General features: G+C 35.5%; 18 protein-coding genes. 16 read left to right on the forward strand and 2 right to left on the reverse strand.

Going from position 1 to position 16,963, the window contains the following annotated elements; genetic code table 11:
- The first annotated feature begins 37 nt into the window (after positions 1 to 37).
- The 5 genes from H0173_RS12255 to H0173_RS12275 all read left to right on the forward strand — a co-directional run bounded on the left by H0173_RS12255 (position 38) and on the right by H0173_RS12275 (position 5,335).
- The gene (locus H0173_RS12255; RefSeq protein WP_221846803.1) at positions 38 to 802 is read left to right on the forward strand and encodes a TerC family protein; all 765 of its coding nucleotides are present in this window, start codon (positions 38 to 40) and stop codon (positions 800 to 802) included.
- 101 nt (positions 803 to 903) lie between these two features.
- Positions 904 to 2,115, forward strand: a complete 1,212-nt coding sequence (locus tag H0173_RS12260; RefSeq protein WP_221846804.1) for an HpcH/HpaI aldolase/citrate lyase family protein — start codon at positions 904 to 906, stop codon at positions 2,113 to 2,115.
- Positions 2,042 to 3,424, forward strand: coding sequence for a phosphoribosyltransferase family protein (locus H0173_RS12265; RefSeq protein ID WP_221846805.1), 1,383 nt, complete (start codon positions 2,042 to 2,044; stop codon positions 3,422 to 3,424). Before H0173_RS12260 ends, H0173_RS12265 begins: the two co-directional genes overlap by 74 nt.
- Complete coding sequence (locus H0173_RS12270; protein WP_221846806.1) at positions 3,417 to 4,532, forward strand: cysteine protease StiP family protein; 1,116 nt, start codon at positions 3,417 to 3,419, stop codon at positions 4,530 to 4,532. The genes H0173_RS12265 and H0173_RS12270 overlap by 8 nt, the downstream gene beginning before the upstream one ends.
- Complete coding sequence (locus H0173_RS12275; protein ID WP_221846807.1) at positions 4,532 to 5,335, forward strand: HAD family hydrolase; 804 nt, start codon at positions 4,532 to 4,534, stop codon at positions 5,333 to 5,335. The genes H0173_RS12270 and H0173_RS12275 overlap by 1 nt, the downstream gene beginning before the upstream one ends.
- On the opposite strand, the gene H0173_RS12280 is transcribed toward H0173_RS12275, so the two are convergent.
- Positions 5,332 to 5,580, reverse strand: a complete 249-nt coding sequence (locus H0173_RS12280) for a hypothetical protein (RefSeq protein ID WP_221846808.1) — start codon at positions 5,578 to 5,580, stop codon at positions 5,332 to 5,334. The genes H0173_RS12275 and H0173_RS12280 overlap by 4 nt on opposite strands.
- Before the next feature lie 250 nt (positions 5,581 to 5,830).
- Between H0173_RS12280 and H0173_RS12285 the strand changes: the two genes are divergently transcribed.
- The 10 genes from H0173_RS12285 to H0173_RS12330 all read left to right on the forward strand — a co-directional run bounded on the left by H0173_RS12285 (position 5,831) and on the right by H0173_RS12330 (position 14,480).
- Positions 5,831 to 7,468 (forward strand): YceG family protein, encoded by a 1,638-nt coding sequence (locus tag H0173_RS12285; RefSeq protein ID WP_221846809.1) that lies wholly within the window; start codon positions 5,831 to 5,833, stop codon positions 7,466 to 7,468.
- A 14-nt stretch (positions 7,469 to 7,482) separates the two neighbouring features.
- The gene (locus H0173_RS12290) at positions 7,483 to 8,586 is read left to right on the forward strand and encodes a toxic anion resistance protein (protein WP_221846870.1); all 1,104 of its coding nucleotides are present in this window, start codon (positions 7,483 to 7,485) and stop codon (positions 8,584 to 8,586) included.
- 84 nt (positions 8,587 to 8,670) lie between these two features.
- Positions 8,671 to 9,282 carry a TerD family protein gene (locus H0173_RS12295; RefSeq protein WP_221846810.1) on the forward strand — a complete coding sequence of 204 codons (612 nt, stop codon included), beginning with the start codon at positions 8,671 to 8,673 and terminating at the stop codon, positions 9,280 to 9,282.
- Between the two features lie 165 nt (positions 9,283 to 9,447).
- Complete coding sequence (locus tag H0173_RS12300) at positions 9,448 to 10,149, forward strand: anthrax toxin lethal factor-related metalloendopeptidase (protein WP_221846811.1); 702 nt, start codon at positions 9,448 to 9,450, stop codon at positions 10,147 to 10,149.
- Positions 10,150 to 10,228: 79 nt separating this feature from the next.
- Entirely contained in the window at positions 10,229 to 11,023 is a 795-nt protein-coding gene (locus H0173_RS12305; protein ID WP_221846812.1) for a thymidylate synthase, read from the forward strand.
- A complete protein-coding gene (locus tag H0173_RS12310; RefSeq protein ID WP_221846813.1) occupies positions 11,020 to 11,526 on the forward strand; it encodes a dihydrofolate reductase in 507 nt (168 codons plus the stop codon). The genes H0173_RS12305 and H0173_RS12310 overlap by 4 nt, the downstream gene beginning before the upstream one ends.
- Before the next feature lie 146 nt (positions 11,527 to 11,672).
- Entirely contained in the window at positions 11,673 to 12,941 is a 1,269-nt protein-coding gene (gene ilvA, locus H0173_RS12315) for a threonine ammonia-lyase IlvA (protein ID WP_221846814.1), read from the forward strand.
- Positions 12,942 to 13,098: 157 nt separating this feature from the next.
- Complete coding sequence (gene tatA, locus H0173_RS12320) at positions 13,099 to 13,296, forward strand: twin-arginine translocase TatA/TatE family subunit (protein WP_221846815.1); 198 nt, start codon at positions 13,099 to 13,101, stop codon at positions 13,294 to 13,296.
- Between the two features lie 73 nt (positions 13,297 to 13,369).
- Complete coding sequence (gene tatC / locus H0173_RS12325) at positions 13,370 to 14,128, forward strand: twin-arginine translocase subunit TatC (RefSeq protein WP_221846816.1); 759 nt, start codon at positions 13,370 to 13,372, stop codon at positions 14,126 to 14,128.
- Between the two features lie 97 nt (positions 14,129 to 14,225).
- Complete coding sequence (locus H0173_RS12330) at positions 14,226 to 14,480, forward strand: DUF2535 family protein (RefSeq protein ID WP_221846817.1); 255 nt, start codon at positions 14,226 to 14,228, stop codon at positions 14,478 to 14,480.
- Positions 14,481 to 14,570: 90 nt separating this feature from the next.
- Here H0173_RS12330 and H0173_RS12335 read toward each other — a convergent pair whose 3' ends face one another.
- Positions 14,571 to 15,077 (reverse strand): PCYCGC motif-containing (lipo)protein, encoded by a 507-nt coding sequence (locus H0173_RS12335; RefSeq protein ID WP_221846818.1) that lies wholly within the window; start codon positions 15,075 to 15,077, stop codon positions 14,571 to 14,573.
- Between the two features lie 215 nt (positions 15,078 to 15,292).
- Between H0173_RS12335 and H0173_RS12340 the strand changes: the two genes are divergently transcribed.
- Positions 15,293 to 16,936, forward strand: coding sequence for an ATP-binding protein (locus H0173_RS12340; protein ID WP_221846819.1), 1,644 nt, complete (start codon positions 15,293 to 15,295; stop codon positions 16,934 to 16,936).
- Positions 16,937 to 16,963 lie beyond the last annotated feature (27 nt).

Here is a 16,963-nt window from a genome sequence, read left to right on the forward strand (position 1 = left end):
ATAAAAAACTAGATTTATTCAGGAGGAACACTCGAGAATGACACTATTAGAAGGTATACTACATACCTATTCTCAATTTTTCAATTGGGAAATGTGGGTTGAGGTTTTATCAGATCCAGTAAGCTGGGGATTAATTGGAACACTAATAATTTTAGAAGGACTGTTGTCAGCTGATAATGCCCTGGTGCTTGCTGTTATGGTAAAACATCTGCCAGAGAAGCAGCGACGTAAAGCATTATTCTACGGTTTACTTGGTGCTTATGTATTCCGTTTTATTGCAATCGGAATTGGTGTTTTCTTAATAAAACTTTGGTGGGTAAAAATATTAGGTGCCGGCTATTTAGCTTGGTTATCAATCAAGTACTTTATCGATAAAAAGAAAGAAGCAGATGCAGACGAAGAAGATATTCAAGGAATGAACCAGAAAGGATTATTAATTAGACTCTTTGGTACATTTTGGGGTACGGTTGTAGCGGTAGAGTTAATGGATATTGCCTTCTCTGTTGATAGTGTATTAGCGGCATTCGGGGTAAGCCAAGAGATTTGGATATTATTATTAGGCGGTATGCTCGGCGTATTAATGATGCGTGGAATAGCTGGACTATTTCTAAAGCTTATTGACCGCGTACCAGAGCTTGAAACAGCGGCATATGTATTAATTTTGATCATTTCTACAAAAATGCTATTAGGTGTAGCTAATATTGAAATTGATCATATTTACTTCTTTATTATTTTACTAGTTACATTTGCAGTAACTTTCATTATTCATTTTATGAATAAAAAGAAGGCTGTTGGAGAATAATAGATTACTATAAAGAAATTACAAAGGGAACTGACGATTGTCCGCTCCCTTTCATTTTACCTTTTTTGTAATTGTAATTTAATTGGGAATGGAGTAATGGGATGAGATTATTTTCCAACCTTAGCGACGCTAACTATAATGAAATTTTCTATAAAGAACCACAAGTATTTTCGAAGCATTCACGAAAAGACATCTTATCTTATGCACTTGGTGCTACGCTTTATATGCCGGCAACTCGGCCGAATATTCACCAGGATTTACTATCAAAAAAACATTCCGGATTGACTTCAATGGTCATTTGCCTAGAGGATGCAATCGGTGATGATGAAGTAGATAAAGCGGAATCTATGCTTGTTCAGGAATTAAGCAATTTAATAGAGGATATGGACAAAGGGCTTTTAGTTGAAGATGATCTTCCATTAATGTTTATTCGAATTCGGGACTATGACCAGCTTTTACGCTTAACTGAGCAAATAGGAATTGAGCTTAATCTGTTAACTGGCATTGTTATCCCAAAGTTTTCTCCTAAAAAAGGAAAACCGATTCTAGAGAAAATTAAAGAATTAAATGACCAAGGATATCGCTTATTTGCCCTGCCAATCTTAGAAACGAAGAAAGTCATTGAGAAAGAAACAAGAATTGATGAATTAATTGCGATAAAGAACCTTGTTGACCAATATGAAGAGATGATTTTAAACATTCGTATTGGCGCAACTGATTTTTGCGGATTATATGGGATACGAAGAAATTCAGACACAACAGTTTACGATATTGCGGTTATTCGTGATTGTATTTCAGATATCATCAATATTTTCTTGCGCTCTGATCATCCCTATGTTATTTCAGGGCCGGTTTGGGAGTATTTTTCCTCTAAGGAAAGAATGCTAAAGCCGCAGTTAAGACAGACGCCATTTCGCGAGCGGTTTGGCCAAGATGGCATCCATTTCAGATCAGAATTAATTGATAAACAAATGGATGGGCTCATCAGGGAAATTCTGATGGATATTACAAATGGTTTAACAGGAAAAACAATTATCCATCCAACCCATATAATGCCTGTGCAGGCATTAAACACGATCACATATGAAGAATATTTGGATGCAAGAAGCATTATTGATAAGGCAGATGGAAAAATTGGCGTGATGAAAAGTAAATTCTCCAATAAAATGAATGAAATTAAGCCTCATTATTATTGGGCGCAAAAAATTCTATTAAAATCTGAAGTTTATGGGGTGCTAAATGAAGAATTCACATACATTGACTTACTCACCAACGAAGTTTACGCTTCCAATCCTCAACCGGTTAAGCGTTGAAGCTGAAATTACAGAAAATCCTTATGATATATCAATAGACGAGCTATTTATGATGGCTGCTAGAATTAATAAAAAGAGGTCCTTTCTATTTGTCAGCAAGGTTTTAGGAAAGCATATTCCGATAGAACCGAAAAAAGGGATATTAATAGGTGCAATGCTGGCAAATCGATATTCTGAAACTGTTCTTGGTGATAATACTGATATAAAGGATAAGCTTTTGTCTTCCTTTAATAACGGATCAAATGATTTTCCGGATTTTCCCTTTATTAGAGAACAAGAAAATCCGGTTATTATCGGATTTGCAGAGACTGCGACAGCTCTTGGACATGCATTTTTTCAATTTTTCCAAAGGGCAGATTTTTTTCATACAACGAGGGAACAGCTTGTCGGCATGGAGCCAGTTATTACATTTGAGGAGGAGCATTCCCATGCCACCTCTCACCGCTGCTATGTAGATGAAAAACTATTAAAGAATACACGAGAAATTATCCTTGTTGACGACGAAATGACAACTGGAAAAACGGCTATTAATATTATTCGGTCCATACAACAAAGGTATCCAAGGGAACGGTATACAGTCGTATCGATTCTTGATTGGCGCTCAGATGAAGACCTGCATGGGTATAAATTATTAGAAAAAGAACTTAACATTACGATAAGATCAGTCAGTTTGCTTAAAGGGAAGATGAAAGCTGTGGGCTCTCCAGAAATAGAGACAGGACTAGATGAAGCTTCATCAGACACTTCAAGCATCCAATCAGTGAATGTAATCATGCTTGACGCGATTTTTCCAGGTAAAATGACTGCGCTTCAATATTCGTCTATCTCATTAAAAGGTAAAATCAAGACAGTTTCTTATGTAAAAGAAACGGGCAGATTTGGTTTGAATTCATCAACAAATAAGACTTGGAATGAAACGATGAAGGATATAGGCAATTATTTAAAGGAACATAGAATAGGTGAAAATACATTGTGTCTAGGAACTGGCGAGTTTATGTACATGCCAATGAAGATCGCCTCCATTATGGGTGAGGGAGTAAAGTATCAGTCAACAACAAGGAGTCCTATTTACGTTGAAAATCGTGTCTCCTATGGAGCTGCATATGGCCTATCGTTCCCTAACCCGGAAGATTGGCAAATCAATCAGTTTGTTTATAATATTCCGCCCGAAGAATATGATGATCTGTTTATCTTTTTTGAAAGAGCAGTGTCTGATGAAGAATTGCAGCCATTCCTTCATGAGTTAAAAAAGACAAGTATTAAAAAAATAAATGTCGTTTTCTTTAATGGAGGTGCACGTGATGAATAAGCAAATAGACAATGCAGTAAAATTTGGGTCATATGATGAAAAAGATGTTATTTTTCTATTAAAGAATTTAAGCGGATATTTATTAGAAGGTTCAGTTGATCATCGGGAAATGCAAATCCAGCAAGGACAGCATTACAGTGAAACTCTGCCGATTGAATACCAGCCGCCAGCTCCTTATATGGAATTATTCCGAGAAACGCTATTGGAGTATAAGCAAAAAGTAGCGTTATGTACGGGGATTGTAGCCGAACAAATTTACAAATTAAAAGGTGAAAATACAGTTCTCGTTTCATTAGCGCGTGCAGGTACACCAATTGGCATACTAATCAAGCGTTATATTAAGGAAAGGTATCATATTGAATTGCCACACTATAGCATTTCGATTATCCGTGACCGCGGATTAGATGAAAACGCGATTAAATATATTTTAAAGAAACATCCCGATAAACAAATCCAATTTATTGATGGCTGGACTGGAAAAGGAGCTATCTCCATAGAACTAACAAAAGCCTGTAATGATTTTTTCGAGAAGTACGGTGTACTGCTTGACGATACACTTGCAGTTGTTGCAGATCCTGGTCACTGTACAACTCTTTATGGCACAAGAGAAGATTTTTTGATACCCAGTGCATGCTTAAATTCAACTGTATCCGGCTTGGTTAGCCGTACCGTACTAAATAAAGACCTAATAGGACCGGATGATTTTCACGGAGCTAAATATTATAAAGAATTAACAGATTTCGATGTTTCTAATGATTATTTAAATGTTATTACGGATGAGTTTGCTTATATTTTTGATGAAGCAGCGAAAAAAGCACAAAATCTGCTTCTTGACCACGACAAAGTTACGTTTCAAGGTATGCAAGATGTACTAAAAATGAAAGAAGAATTCAATATTGAGCATACAAATTATATTAAGCCCGGTGTCGGGGAAACGACAAGGGTGTTATTAAGAAGAATCCCATGGAAAATTCTAATGAAGGACATAGAAAGTCCGTATGTTAGACATATATTATTGCTGGCAAAAGAAAGAAATGTTGAAGTAGTTCATTATCCGGATATGAGCTATACTTGCTGCGGATTAATCAAAAAGGTAGGAAAGATTTAATGGAAATGTTTGCGTCAGACTTGGACCGGACACTTATTTATTCAGATCGTGCTCTAGCAGATTTTAATGAAACGGGAAAAGATAACCTGATGAGTGCTGAGTTTAAAGATGGGCGGGAAGTTGCTCACATGACTAGAAAGGCAGCAGAAACTCTACGGCAACTTGCAGAAAACATGCTGTTTGTTCCTGTGACAACAAGAACGTTTGCTCAATTCAATCGTGTATCACTCATATCACAATCTATTCCCTTAACTTATGCAGTTACTTCAAATGGAGCAAATATTATTTATAAAGGGCGTCCACTTGATGAGTGGACACATTTAGTTCATGATCGGTTACACCGAGAGTGTATGGACATTGAAGAATTAACAGAGAAAATAAGTGGTGTAAATATTAATGGCGTTATCAAAAACGCAGAAAATCTATTTTTCTATTATATTCTTGAAGAAATGCTAAGTGAAGACACGATTCATTTTGTAAAGAACATAGCGATTGAGTCTGGCTGGAGAATATCTATTCAAGGGAGAAAGCTTTATTTTATGCCAAACCCAATCTGTAAAGGAGAAGCTGTAAAGTTTATTAAGCAACGAGAGAATATATCATCTGTTTACGGTGCGGGAGATTCTATACTAGATCATGATTTCCTAAAAGAATGTGATTTTTCAATCGTTCCATCTCATGGGGAATTAGCCAATGAGAACACAGAGGGTTTTTCGTATACGTATACAAAAAATAGGGGTGTAATGGCTGGGGAAGAAATATTACTTGAAATAGCAAAGAAATGTTTATTTATGCATATCTAATCTGGCTGATCTCCCAGCCATTTTCTTAAAATAAAATAAAGACCAGCACCGAAACTGTAACTGCCTAGAAATATAAAAGAACCCCACAGGAATGAGAAATGCAAAGACATCGTTAAAATGGATATAAATAATGACCAAAAGAACAGGTCAATAAAGATAAAATAATCCGAACCTAGAACTTCTTCAACAGCTTCTAAATCAGATTCTTGTAAATGGTATTTTGCCCTTCTGAAAAGAAACCTCATTATTATTCACCTTCTATTATTTGGCGTACTTAAATTTATGCAAGGACTAGATGAAAGGTGAAAGTTTAAAAAACGCAGAAAATGAATTGAAGATTTTTTATATTATCGATGGAATCGTTTTAGAAAACTTCTTTATGTATGGTATGATGGTAATAACTTTACATAAATTTATTTTTTCCTGTTTATAGAAAAATATATACATTGTGAACATGATTACCATCTTTCGCTAGCAGAGGGAAGGGAAATTAATATGAATCAATCTTATAATCAAATAAAATCATTTTTTGTACCGGTTTCCATCGATAACTGGTTGAGTACATTGAAGAAAACAGTTAGAGACAGGCCGCAATTTACGATAGATCAAGGAACCCTTCATTTAGGGCAAGTAGCAGCCCGTTTTCTAGGTGTTTCGCTTGATGAAGATGAGTACTTTAACCGTCTTTATGATTTAATCCATGCTGAGCAAGCTGGTTTAGTTCTTATTAGTGAAGATGCACTTGATAAATCGATTGACAATCATCAATTTCAGTCAATACAGAAAGTGCTAAACATTAATCATGAACAAAAATTATCCATTAACCGTTTTGTGGCTTTTCTTGATGGTGAGCAGCTATTGTTGAAATCACCAATTCCTTCTTTACACCGAAAGGCGAGGGAAGCGATGATTTCAGTGCTGCAGCTTTTTACGAAACTTGAGCCTGATGGCTTAAACAGTCAAGACTTAAGAAGGGTTCTTGTAGATGTTATAAAATGGACATTTAATCATGTCGCTCCAACTTGGGGAGCGATTGATCCAGAAGAAACGATGCCAAAATTCTTATGGTATGGGGAAGCCAATAAAAGCCACAAATATTTCCTTTATTATTTACTGGAATTGGGCTGTGACGTTATTTCTTTTTCTCCTTCCGGGAGTGATTGGCTAAAAGATTTAAATGCAGATCTAAATGGACCATTTGTTTATCAATATCCAGAACAAAAATCACCTGAGCCATTTCCAACTGAAAAGAGCAGGCGCTCTGCAACAGTAGCCTACCGTGCATCCAGAGAAATAGAATCACTCTTAAATCATGAAGGATCAGGCCTTTATAAGCCATGGCAGTTACGAGATTACACACCATTATCGGTAACATTGAAAACAACATACGACGAGCTTTTCATTCTTATAAAAGAAAAGGCATTGGTTCGCCCTAATTTTGAAGTGAAAAATGGAGAGGTGAAAATCCCGGCTGTTTTTGCAAAGATTCACGGTGTAAGCAAAAATCGGAAGGAATATTGGGATCGCTTACAATCTATTTCTGAGTATGATCACAGTCTATTAATTAGAAGATTTCCATTCACGAATAATGTAAACAATGACTTCCGGTTTCATTACCGAAATGCTCTTGATAAAGATGGGCTGCTTGATCCGAAGAAAATGGTAACGGCTCACTATTGGAAATATCAGCATCTGCCAACGGGATTGCAAAATGGAATTGCTACCGCTATTCGCAATATATGTGCACGACCTTTTATTAAGCCAATCCATCATGAAAACATCGAGGAATTAAAAACTTATCTATTTACTCAAGGTATGCAGATTCCAGCTAGTGTTCTGCAGCTGCTTCAAAAGTTTGACTATTCGCAGGACATACCGAAGCTTATTCTTTATAATAATGAGCTCAATGGTACAATGACGAGGTCAGACGCAGCTCTATTATTGCTTTTAAATCAGTTCGGTGTTGATATTGTATTATATAATCCACCCGGACATAATGATTTAGAAAACTTTATTGAAGAAGGCTTATATGATGTACATTGGCTTGAAGATGTTGTTTTTGAGCAGGAATTTAAGGAACCATCAATATTAAAAAAGGTAAAAGGAATATTTAAAAATTTAAGAGGAGATTAAAGACGATGAACCAAATGCAGCAGACAAATCTAGATATTACCTTAACGAAACCTCAAGAGGATAAGCTTACAGAAGCAACTGCATCTGAACTCAAATTAGCTCTTAGGAACGACCCAGAGGTACAAAATTTAGCTCGTTCTATCGATGAAAGAGATCAAATCCAAATTCTTGAATTCGGTAAGGAGCCGGCTACACAAATATCACGTTTTTCTGATCAAATCTTAAGCAATATGAGAACTACAAAAATAGAAGATTCTGGGGAATTATTAAAGCAGCTTGGTCGTATTATGGATAAGTTCGATAAGAAGGACTTTGAAAAAACGTCTGGCGGCTTGTTCGGAAAGCTCTTTAAAAAGGGAGAAAAGCTCATCGATAAACTGTTTGGAAAATACCAGACGATGGGGCAGGAAATAGACAAAGTATACGTAGAGATTTCTAAGTACCAAAGCGAAATGGTTGATTCCACTACGATGCTTGATGGAATGTATGAGCAAAACTATCAATATTATTTAACACTCGAGAAATATGCTGTTGCAGGACAGATGAAGATTGATGAGCTTAAAACAAATCAGCTTCCTCAGCTTGAAGCCCGCAGTGCTGCAGGAGATCAAATGGCTTCCATGCAGCTAGATACATTAAGGAATGCAATCGATTTATTAGAACAAAGAGTTTACGATTTGGAAATGGCGAAAATGGTGTCACTGCAAACAGCACCACAAATCCGTCTCCTGCAAAGAGGTAATACAAAACTCATTGGAAAAATAAATTCTGCCTTTGTCACAACGATTCCTATTTTTAAAAATGGCTTAATCCAGGCAGTTGCGGCAAAACGTCAAAAGCTTGTTGCTGATTCCATGAATGAGCTGGATAGAAGAACAAATGAAATGCTGCTGCGCAACGCACAAAACATTTCTTCACAAAGCGCAGATATTGCGAGACTTGCTGGCGGACCAAGCATTAAAATTGAGACGATCGAAGAATCATGGAATATTATTATTAAAGGAATGCAAGAAACAAAGGCAATCGAAGAGGAAAACAGACGTATGAGAGAAGAGGGAACTAGAAGATTAGAGCAGCTTCAGGATAACTTTAAAAAATTGAAGCAGCAAGGCAGTTAATTTACAAGTATCGAATTCTTTGCTTATATTAAGCTAGAGCATAGAAAATATATTCTAATTACAATAATAGATGAGGTGAAAGTCTTGGCAATTAATTTACAAAAAGGACAGCGTGTTGACTTAACAAAAGGAAACCCGGGATTATCAAGGATTTTAGTTGGATTAGGCTGGGATCCTGTACAAAACCGTGGTGGCGGTGGAATATTAGGCGCTTTATTTGGCGGAGGCGGTGGTGCTAATATTGACTGTGATGCTTCTGTCATTATGTTAGCTGAAAATGACAAAATCCGCAGTAATAGTGACGTCATCTACTTTGGGAATTTAAAGAGCAAGGATGGCAGCATTCAACACACTGGAGATAACTTAACAGGAGATGGAGATGGCGATGATGAACAAATTTTAATCGACCTAAGCCGTGTTCCTGCGCAAGTTCATAAGCTAGTGTTCGTTGTTAATATTTATGACTGTGTAAAACGAAAGCAACATTTCGGCATGATCCAAAATGCATTTATTCGAATCGTTAATTCGGCTAACAACCAGGAAATGATTCACTACAATTTATCAGATGACTACAGCGGCAAAACTTGTCTAGTGGTTGGTGAAATTTATCGTCATGGTGCAGATTGGAAATTTGCAGCTGTTGGCACTGGAACTTCTTCACCTGGTTTAGCAGATGTTGTCCGTTCTTATACGTAAAATGAATAACACTAGGGGCCCTGGTAATATTGCCAGGGCTATTATTTTATTATAGTTTGTTTCCATATTTTTGCTAGCTTACAATAATATAAAGCTATTTTTCCATATGGTATAATTTAATTATTCACGATCTTGCATCTTTGAGCTGCAAAAGGAGAGTCTGCGATGAAAAGAATAGTAGCCATGGCCGTTATTATGATTGGTTTCCTTGCATTAATCAACAGTTCTCAAGCAGCAATGGGTGGTATACAATTAAAGGATTACCCGCAAAAATCCCTTCTTCGACATTCTCTTGTTCTTCAATCAGCAAACCCAATAGACGATATTATCATCCTTCCCGCAGAACCATTTGATGAGGTGCAAGCTGCAGGAATTATTAATCGAATTGATCATTTGCCTCATTCTTTGCTTGAAAAGATTGATAGCAATGATATAAAAATCAAGCTATTTACCGGAAAACTAACAGATAACCCGTCAGCACACTATTTAACAGGGATTATTCCTAGGGGATATAAAAGTAAAACGACATGGGATAATGTTCCGGGAATTGGCGGTTCAAAAACAGTATTGGTCAAGATCGGTTACAGCGAAAAAGGAAAAGGACATGGTTCAGTAAATTTAGAGCTGCATGAGCTTGCTCATTCCATTGATAAATATGTTTATAATGGAATTCGTTACAATCAGCAATTTCTGTCTGATTGGAAGATAGAGTGTCCTAAATTATTTCCAAACCAGGATTATTTTCTAAATTACCCAGAAGAATATTTCGCTGAAACTTTTGCTATGTTTTACTTGAACAATGAAACAAATACGCTCTTAAAAAAGAATGCACCTGCTACTTTTAATTTTATAAAGAAATTAAATTAATATAATTAAACTCTATTAAATATAAAAGAGTTTAAGATAGAATAGTATCGATGAAAGAAAAGAAAAGGTTGGATGTATAATGAAACAATATTTGGAACTATGCAATCATGTGCTAGAAAATGGAGTAAAAAAAGAAGATAGAACCGGAACAGGTACAATCAGTACATTTGGCTATCAAATGCGCTTTAATCTTCAAGAAGGATTCCCTGTATTAACAACGAAGAAATTACATTTACGATCCATCATTTATGAATTACTCTGGTTTTTACAAGGAGATACGAATGTTAAATTTCTTCAAGATAACAGTGTGAGAATTTGGAATGAGTGGGCAGATGAAGATGGAAATTTAGGTCCTGTCTACGGTCATCAATGGAGATCATGGACAGGAGCTGATGGAAATACAGTTGATCAGATCAGTGAATTAATTCAGCAGCTAAAGTCAAATCCGGATTCACGAAGATTAATTGTTAATGCATGGAATGTCGGGGACATTGATAAGATGGCGCTGCCGCCATGTCATTGCTTATTCCAATTCTATGTAGCGGAAGGTAAATTATCTTGTCAGCTTTATCAGAGATCAGCAGATATTTTCCTTGGCGTTCCATTTAATATTGCCTCTTATGCTCTGCTAACGATGATGATTGCCCAAGTATGTGACTTGGAGCCGGGAGATTTCATTCATACACTTGGTGATGCTCATATCTACTTAAATCACTTAGATCAGGTAAATCTTCAGCTAACTCGTGAGCCAAAGGCATTGCCGAAGATGAAAATTAATCCTGAAGTGAAGGATATTTTTTCTTTTAAATATGAGGATTTTGAGCTTGTAGATTATGATGCCCATCCTCATATAAAAGGGGAGGTAAGTGTATGATATCCCTTATATGGGCAATGGGAGAAAACAAGGTAATTGGCATTAATAATTCACTGCCATGGCACTTGCCGGAGGATTTAAAGTTTTTTAAGAGAACGACTCTTGGACATCCAGTCGCTATGGGAAGGAAGACCCTTGACTCTCTCGGAAGACTGCTTCCGGGCAGAGAAAATATTGTTATTACGAGGAACCATGATTTTTCCTATGAAGGATGTACGGTGCTTCATTCTGTTGAGGAACTAATAATGTATGCAGAGCAAAAGAATGAAGAAATTTTTGTTATAGGCGGAGCCGAAATTTATCAGGCTTTCTTGCCATTTGCAGATCGACTGTATATAACTAGAATCCATGCAGCTTTCACAGGCGATACATTTTTTCCAGAGTTGAATATGGAAGAATGGGATTTAATCTCGAGGGAAAAAGGGATTCAGGACGAGAAAAATCCTTATGATTACGATTTCAACATTTATAAAAGAAAATTAGATCAAAAAGACTCCGTTTAAAATGGAGTCTTTTTTTGCATATGCTGCAATCTAATTTTGCTATTCATTGATATCGGAAAAATGTTAATTTTTAAATTATAAGCTTGAAATAAGCGATACAAGTGGTATAATGAGAAAATTAAATCTTAAGAAGTGAGGGTGACAATATGGAACAGAAAGTATTAAAGAAAAAATGGGTGCATCTGGAGGAAATTTTGATTGCATACCAGCACTTAAAAGATATCGTCGCCCATACACCATTACAAAGAAATGAGCGACTCTCTGAAAAATATGAATGTAATGTGTTTTTGAAAAGAGAAGATTTACAGCATATCAGGTCCTTTAAGTTAAGGGGAGCTTACTATGCAGTTAAAGCATTAAGCGAAGAGGAGACAAAGAATGGTGTTGTGTGTGCAAGTGCTGGCAATCATGCTCAAGGTGTAGCATACGCTTGCAGACATTTAGGTGTTCAAGGGAAAATTTTCATGCCGACAACAACACCACGCCAAAAAGTTAGCCAAGTTGAAATGTTTGGCAGAGGATTTGTTGAAATTGTCCTTGTTGGTGATACATTCGATGATTCCTATGCTGAGGCGAATAAATGTGCAGAAAACGAAAAGCGAACTTTTATCCATCCTTTTGATGATGAAAAAGTTATAGCAGGTCAAGGAACTGTTGCTGTTGAAATATTAAATGATTCTGAAGAGCCAATTGATTATGTATTTGCTAGTATTGGCGGGGGCGGACTTATGTCTGGTCTAAGTACTTACATAAAAAGTATTTCGCCTCATACAAAAATGATCGGTGTGGAACCTGAAGGTGCAGCGTCCATGAAAGAGTCCATTAAAAATAAGTGTGTGACAACTTTAACAAACATTGATAAATTTGTTGATGGCGCTGCCGTAAAAAGTGTTGGTGAAAAAACTTTTGAGATTTGTGAAGAGCTTGTTGATGACATACTGCTCGTGCCAGAAGGCAAAGTTTGTACAACGATTCTCGAGTTATATAACGAACATGCAATTGTTGCGGAGCCAGCAGGAGCATTAACAATTGCTTCTCTTGATTTTTATAAAGATGAAATTAAAGGGAAGAATATTGTTTGTGTGATTAGCGGTGGGAATAATGATTTTGGCCGGATGCAGGAAATGAAGGAAAGATCATTATTATATGAAGGGCTTCTATATTACTTTATTGTTAATTTCCCTCAGCGTGCAGGCGCTTTACGTGAGTTCCTTGATGAGGTGCTTGGGCCAAAGGATGATATTACTAGGTTTGAATATACGAAGAAGAATAATAAAGATAATGGACCCGCTTTAGTAGGCATTGAGCTGAAAGATAGAGAAGATTATCCAGCTTTAATTAAACGGTTAAATAAAAAGGGTTTTGCCTATACTGAAATTAATAATGACAGCAATCTCTTCCATTTGCTTGTTTAAAAGACCATCCAATATTATAATGAATGAGTAAAGAGAATTAACTGGGCTTTGTTCTTGACATGTTTGTGAACATTTCAACATTTTTTACCACAAACACTGCAAAAAGAACTATAATTAATTCTAGATTTATCAGTTTGTTTATTTAAGGAGGATGTTTATGTTATCAAACATCGGAGTTCCTGGATTAATACTAATTCTTGTTTTAGCATTAATTATTTTTGGACCAAAGAAATTGCCGGAAATTGGCCGTGCTTTTGGGCAAACTTTAAGGGAATTTAAGAAGTCTACTCGTGAATTAACAAGTGATGTTATGGAAGAACTTGAAGATGACGATAAAAAGAAGACTATTAAATAAGGCGGCAAGATTTTAAATCTTGCCCTTTTTTCATCTTTTAACATTCCAAACATAGTATTTTCAGGAGAATATAATGGAAGATAAAGAACTTAACTTAGTGGATCATTTAGATGAATTAAGAAAGAGGCTTATTATTTCTGTAGCAGCTTTTTTAATTTTTTTTATAGTAGGTTTTATTTACGTAAAGGAAATCTACTTATGGTTTGTCCGTGATCTTGATGTAAAACTGATTGTATTAGGCCCAAGTGATATTATCTGGGTTTACTTCATGATTGCCACTGTTATTGCAATTTCAGGGACAATCCCAGTATTGGCTATACAAATTTGGCTATTCGTTAAGCCTGCTCTATTGCCAAATGAACGAAGAATTACGCTATCATATATTCCTGCACTATTTATTTTATTTCTTATAGGTCTTTGCTTCGGATATTTTGTTATTTTTCCAACCGTGCTAAACTTCCTCGTTGAGTTGGGCGGAGAAATGCTCGAGGCAAATTTCACAGCAGAAAAATATTTCCGATTCATTATGAATATGACTCTTCCATTTGGTGTACTATTCGAATTGCCAGTTGTTGTAATGTTTTTAACATCTTTAGGCATTATTAATCCATATGCCTTATCAAAGATTAGAAAATATGCTTATTTTGTATTAATTGTTATTGCTGTAGTTATTTCGCCGCCTGACTTTATGTCAGATTTTCTCGTTGCCATCCCGCTATTGTTTCTATATGAAATTAGCATTAATTTATCCAAAATTGTGTACAAGCGTAAATTAAAGAAGGAGCAAGAATGGGAAGAGCAAAATAGCTACGATACGCTAGATGAAAATTAATTTCAAAAAAAATATTTTTCACATGCATATTTAGACACTATTCGATTGGGATTTCAGGTATAATACTGTCAAACGGGTAAAAAAGAGGATTGATATTTTGCTATTCAAAAGCCTGGAGTTCAAAAATGCTGTTGGACAGAAGGTAAAGATTACGGAGATTCCGGTATTAGAAAGAAATAGCCCATATTATTTCATGATTCAAGTCCGTTTGCAAACTTTTATGAAATCCTTATATATGGATTCCAAGAAAGTGATCCAAACATACTCATTTAGAGAGTACTTAAAAAAAGTTTTAAAATGGCCAGTGTATGAGAAGCTATTTAAGACAACAGAACTTAAGAATAATGCATGAACTAGTTTGAGTATCGGTAAACGTACCGATACTCTTTTTATTTTTGCGCAATAAATAAACCTAAGCTTTATAAGCTTAGGTTCATAGGTATTAACTTGGAAATGGAGTTGGAGTTGGTTTTGAATATCCTTCTTTATACTTTTCATCGATATATTCGCGGATTTCCTTTAAGGACTTTCCATCCTTATATTGAATAATGCTTTCTGCAGCGGTTTCAAGACAAACGCCACACCGTGTCCCATGGTCATCCCACATAACATTTCCAGATTCTTTATTTTCAAAAACAAAACAATCATAATTATCTTTATGATCTGCAGATTCACCGCACCCGCAATAACAAGGAATGAACTCTAATAGTTCCTGGTGCTGTGCTGCGGCAGCGTATATTAACTGCATTTGTTCGGGTTTATCCTTGAGGAACTCAGGAAGATCTTTACTTGATTGTGTTAATTCTCTTAAGTCTCCATTATCAGCATGATACATTTTCATTTCTTCTTTATTTTGGCTTGCAGAATCTTTCGTGCTTGAAGAACAGGCAGCCAATAACATCAGTAAACATGCAATCGTCATGAAATAAATAAGGGTATTTCTCTTCATTTAATCACCTAATAATATATTTTTTATATTTTTCCATTTCAACTATAACATAAAACGAATAATATGCTTCAAGTATGGTTCAACGTTCATTGATTTGTCATAATACTTCCAGAAGAATTGCGTATTTTGTAGTAAATAAATGATTTTAAAGGAATTTTGATACCACTTGTCGAAAAGATAATTCGTTGAGAATATAAGGATGCGGGGACTGATTTATGAAGGATCACATTAATAACCTCCCATTGACAAAAAAAGTTTTTTTATTCTCCTTTTTTATCAGTTTGATATTGGTTTTTCTAACGGCTGGTATTAGTGTAATTATACAAACTAAGCAAATGGAAGAGCAAATGAGGTACCGAGTCGGTGAGATGTCGTTATTATGGAGTACCTCTTTTGATTCAGCTGAAATTACGGAGTTAAATATTCATCGAAATCTTAACAATCCATCTTATAAAAACATTACTGATAAATTATCAATCGTAAATGAGAAAGCTCGTTATACGAGTGCACTTTTGTTTGCTACGGATGTTACAGCAGAAGGTGAAATATTTATTCTTGCTAGTTCTAAAAGCTATAAAAAAATAGGATTGATGCCATTATCTTACTATCATGCTAGCAAAGAATATTTGAAAGGATTTAACCAAGCCTTATCGGGAAAAAAAGTGACTACAACAAAGATGTATAGAGACAAATATGGACCTTGGATTACTTCATTTGTTCCTATATATGAAGAAGATGGTAAGGTAGCTGGAATTCTTAGCTTTGATATTAATGCCGAATTAATTACTCACTATCAAAAAAATATTTCTGTTTATTTGATAGGAATTTTTATTGTCATGACCATTATCGGTTATTTGATTTTGAGAAGGGGCATAAAAATGTTTTTAAGTCCAGTTAATGAAATTATTGCTGGATTGAATGAAGTTAGTAAGGGGAATTTTAATATCAAATTAAAGTTCGGTCATCAAAATGATTTAGGGATTTTAGCAGAACGTTTTAACAATATGACAAGTCAGCTTTCTCTGCTTTTTGATCGATTATCGGCAACTTCAGAGCAATTAGGAACCATTCACAAAAATGCTGTATCTATGCATCGTTTTGAAGAAGCGATTGATGAGATGGAACAAATTCTTCAAAAGACAAAAATTCAGCGTGAGCTTCAAAGAGCAGAAAAAATGAATGCAATAGGACAGCTTGCTGCCTCTGTAGCTCATGAAATAAGAAATCCAATGACAGTTGTAAAAGGATTTTTACAGATTTTTTTAGCAAAAGAGCAAATGAGCGAAGAAGAACGGATGTACATAAGACTTATGATAGAAGAAATGAGTCGTGCGGAAACCATCATTAATGATTACCTTTCATTAGCAAAGCCAGACATCGAACTGATGGAGAAATTAAATGCAGCAGAAATTGCCTCAAAGGTGCTTGATTTAATGAACTCCTATGCAATGATGTCAAAAAATATTTTGGTTATTCCTAATTTAAATGAAGACGTCTATATTAAAGGCAATGTTAGTGAGTTAAAGCAGGTATTAATTAATATTTTAAAAAATGGAATTGAAGCAATGAAAGACGGTGGAACTCTAAGAATAGACGTATATAAAGAAGCTAATTATGGAGTGTTCCAAATAAGTGATTCAGGAATTGGAATGACACCTGAAGAATTAGAACGCTTAGGCACAGCATTTTATTCCTTAAAAGAAAAAGGGACCGGAATTGGAATGATGGTTTGCTATCAGATTATTGAGAGGATGAAGGGAAGAATCGAAGTGCAAAGTGAAAATGGAGTAGGAACTACATTTAAAATCTTTGTTCCGTTATCAGAAACTGATACAGAATTGAATGAAGGTCTCATGTAAATTTTTTTGAGTACATAGAAATCCCTG

Origin of the sequence: Bacillus sp. S/N-304-OC-R1, assembly GCF_019749375.1 — a bacterium.
Taxonomy (GTDB): Bacteria; Bacillota; Bacilli; order Bacillales; family Cytobacillaceae; genus Cytobacillus.

What these genes read in the sequence shown, in the direction of transcription:
- H0173_RS12255 (WP_221846803.1), top strand. Translation starts at nt 38, where the DNA reads ATGACACTATTAGAAGGTATACTACATACCTATTCTCAATTTTTCAAT.
- H0173_RS12260 (WP_221846804.1), top strand. Translation starts at nt 904, where the DNA reads ATGAGATTATTTTCCAACCTTAGCGACGCTAACTATAATGAAATTTTC.
- H0173_RS12265 (WP_221846805.1), top strand. Translation starts at nt 2,042, where the DNA reads ATGAAGAATTCACATACATTGACTTACTCACCAACGAAGTTTACGCTT.
- H0173_RS12270 (WP_221846806.1), top strand. Translation starts at nt 3,417, where the DNA reads ATGAATAAGCAAATAGACAATGCAGTAAAATTTGGGTCATATGATGAA.
- H0173_RS12275 (WP_221846807.1), top strand. Translation starts at nt 4,532, where the DNA reads ATGGAAATGTTTGCGTCAGACTTGGACCGGACACTTATTTATTCAGAT.
- H0173_RS12280 (WP_221846808.1), bottom strand. Translation starts at nt 5,580, where the DNA reads ATGAGGTTTCTTTTCAGAAGGGCAAAATACCATTTACAAGAATCTGAT.
- H0173_RS12285 (WP_221846809.1), top strand. Translation starts at nt 5,831, where the DNA reads ATGAATCAATCTTATAATCAAATAAAATCATTTTTTGTACCGGTTTCC.
- H0173_RS12290 (WP_221846870.1), top strand. Translation starts at nt 7,483, where the DNA reads ATGCAGCAGACAAATCTAGATATTACCTTAACGAAACCTCAAGAGGAT.
- H0173_RS12300 (WP_221846811.1), top strand. Translation starts at nt 9,448, where the DNA reads ATGAAAAGAATAGTAGCCATGGCCGTTATTATGATTGGTTTCCTTGCA.
- H0173_RS12305 (WP_221846812.1), top strand. Translation starts at nt 10,229, where the DNA reads ATGAAACAATATTTGGAACTATGCAATCATGTGCTAGAAAATGGAGTA.
- H0173_RS12310 (WP_221846813.1), top strand. Translation starts at nt 11,020, where the DNA reads ATGATATCCCTTATATGGGCAATGGGAGAAAACAAGGTAATTGGCATT.
- ilvA (WP_221846814.1), top strand. Translation starts at nt 11,673, where the DNA reads ATGGAACAGAAAGTATTAAAGAAAAAATGGGTGCATCTGGAGGAAATT.
- tatA (WP_221846815.1), top strand. Translation starts at nt 13,099, where the DNA reads ATGTTATCAAACATCGGAGTTCCTGGATTAATACTAATTCTTGTTTTA.
- tatC (WP_221846816.1), top strand. Translation starts at nt 13,370, where the DNA reads ATGGAAGATAAAGAACTTAACTTAGTGGATCATTTAGATGAATTAAGA.
- H0173_RS12335 (WP_221846818.1), bottom strand. Translation starts at nt 15,077, where the DNA reads ATGAAGAGAAATACCCTTATTTATTTCATGACGATTGCATGTTTACTG.
- H0173_RS12340 (WP_221846819.1), top strand. Translation starts at nt 15,293, where the DNA reads ATGAAGGATCACATTAATAACCTCCCATTGACAAAAAAAGTTTTTTTA.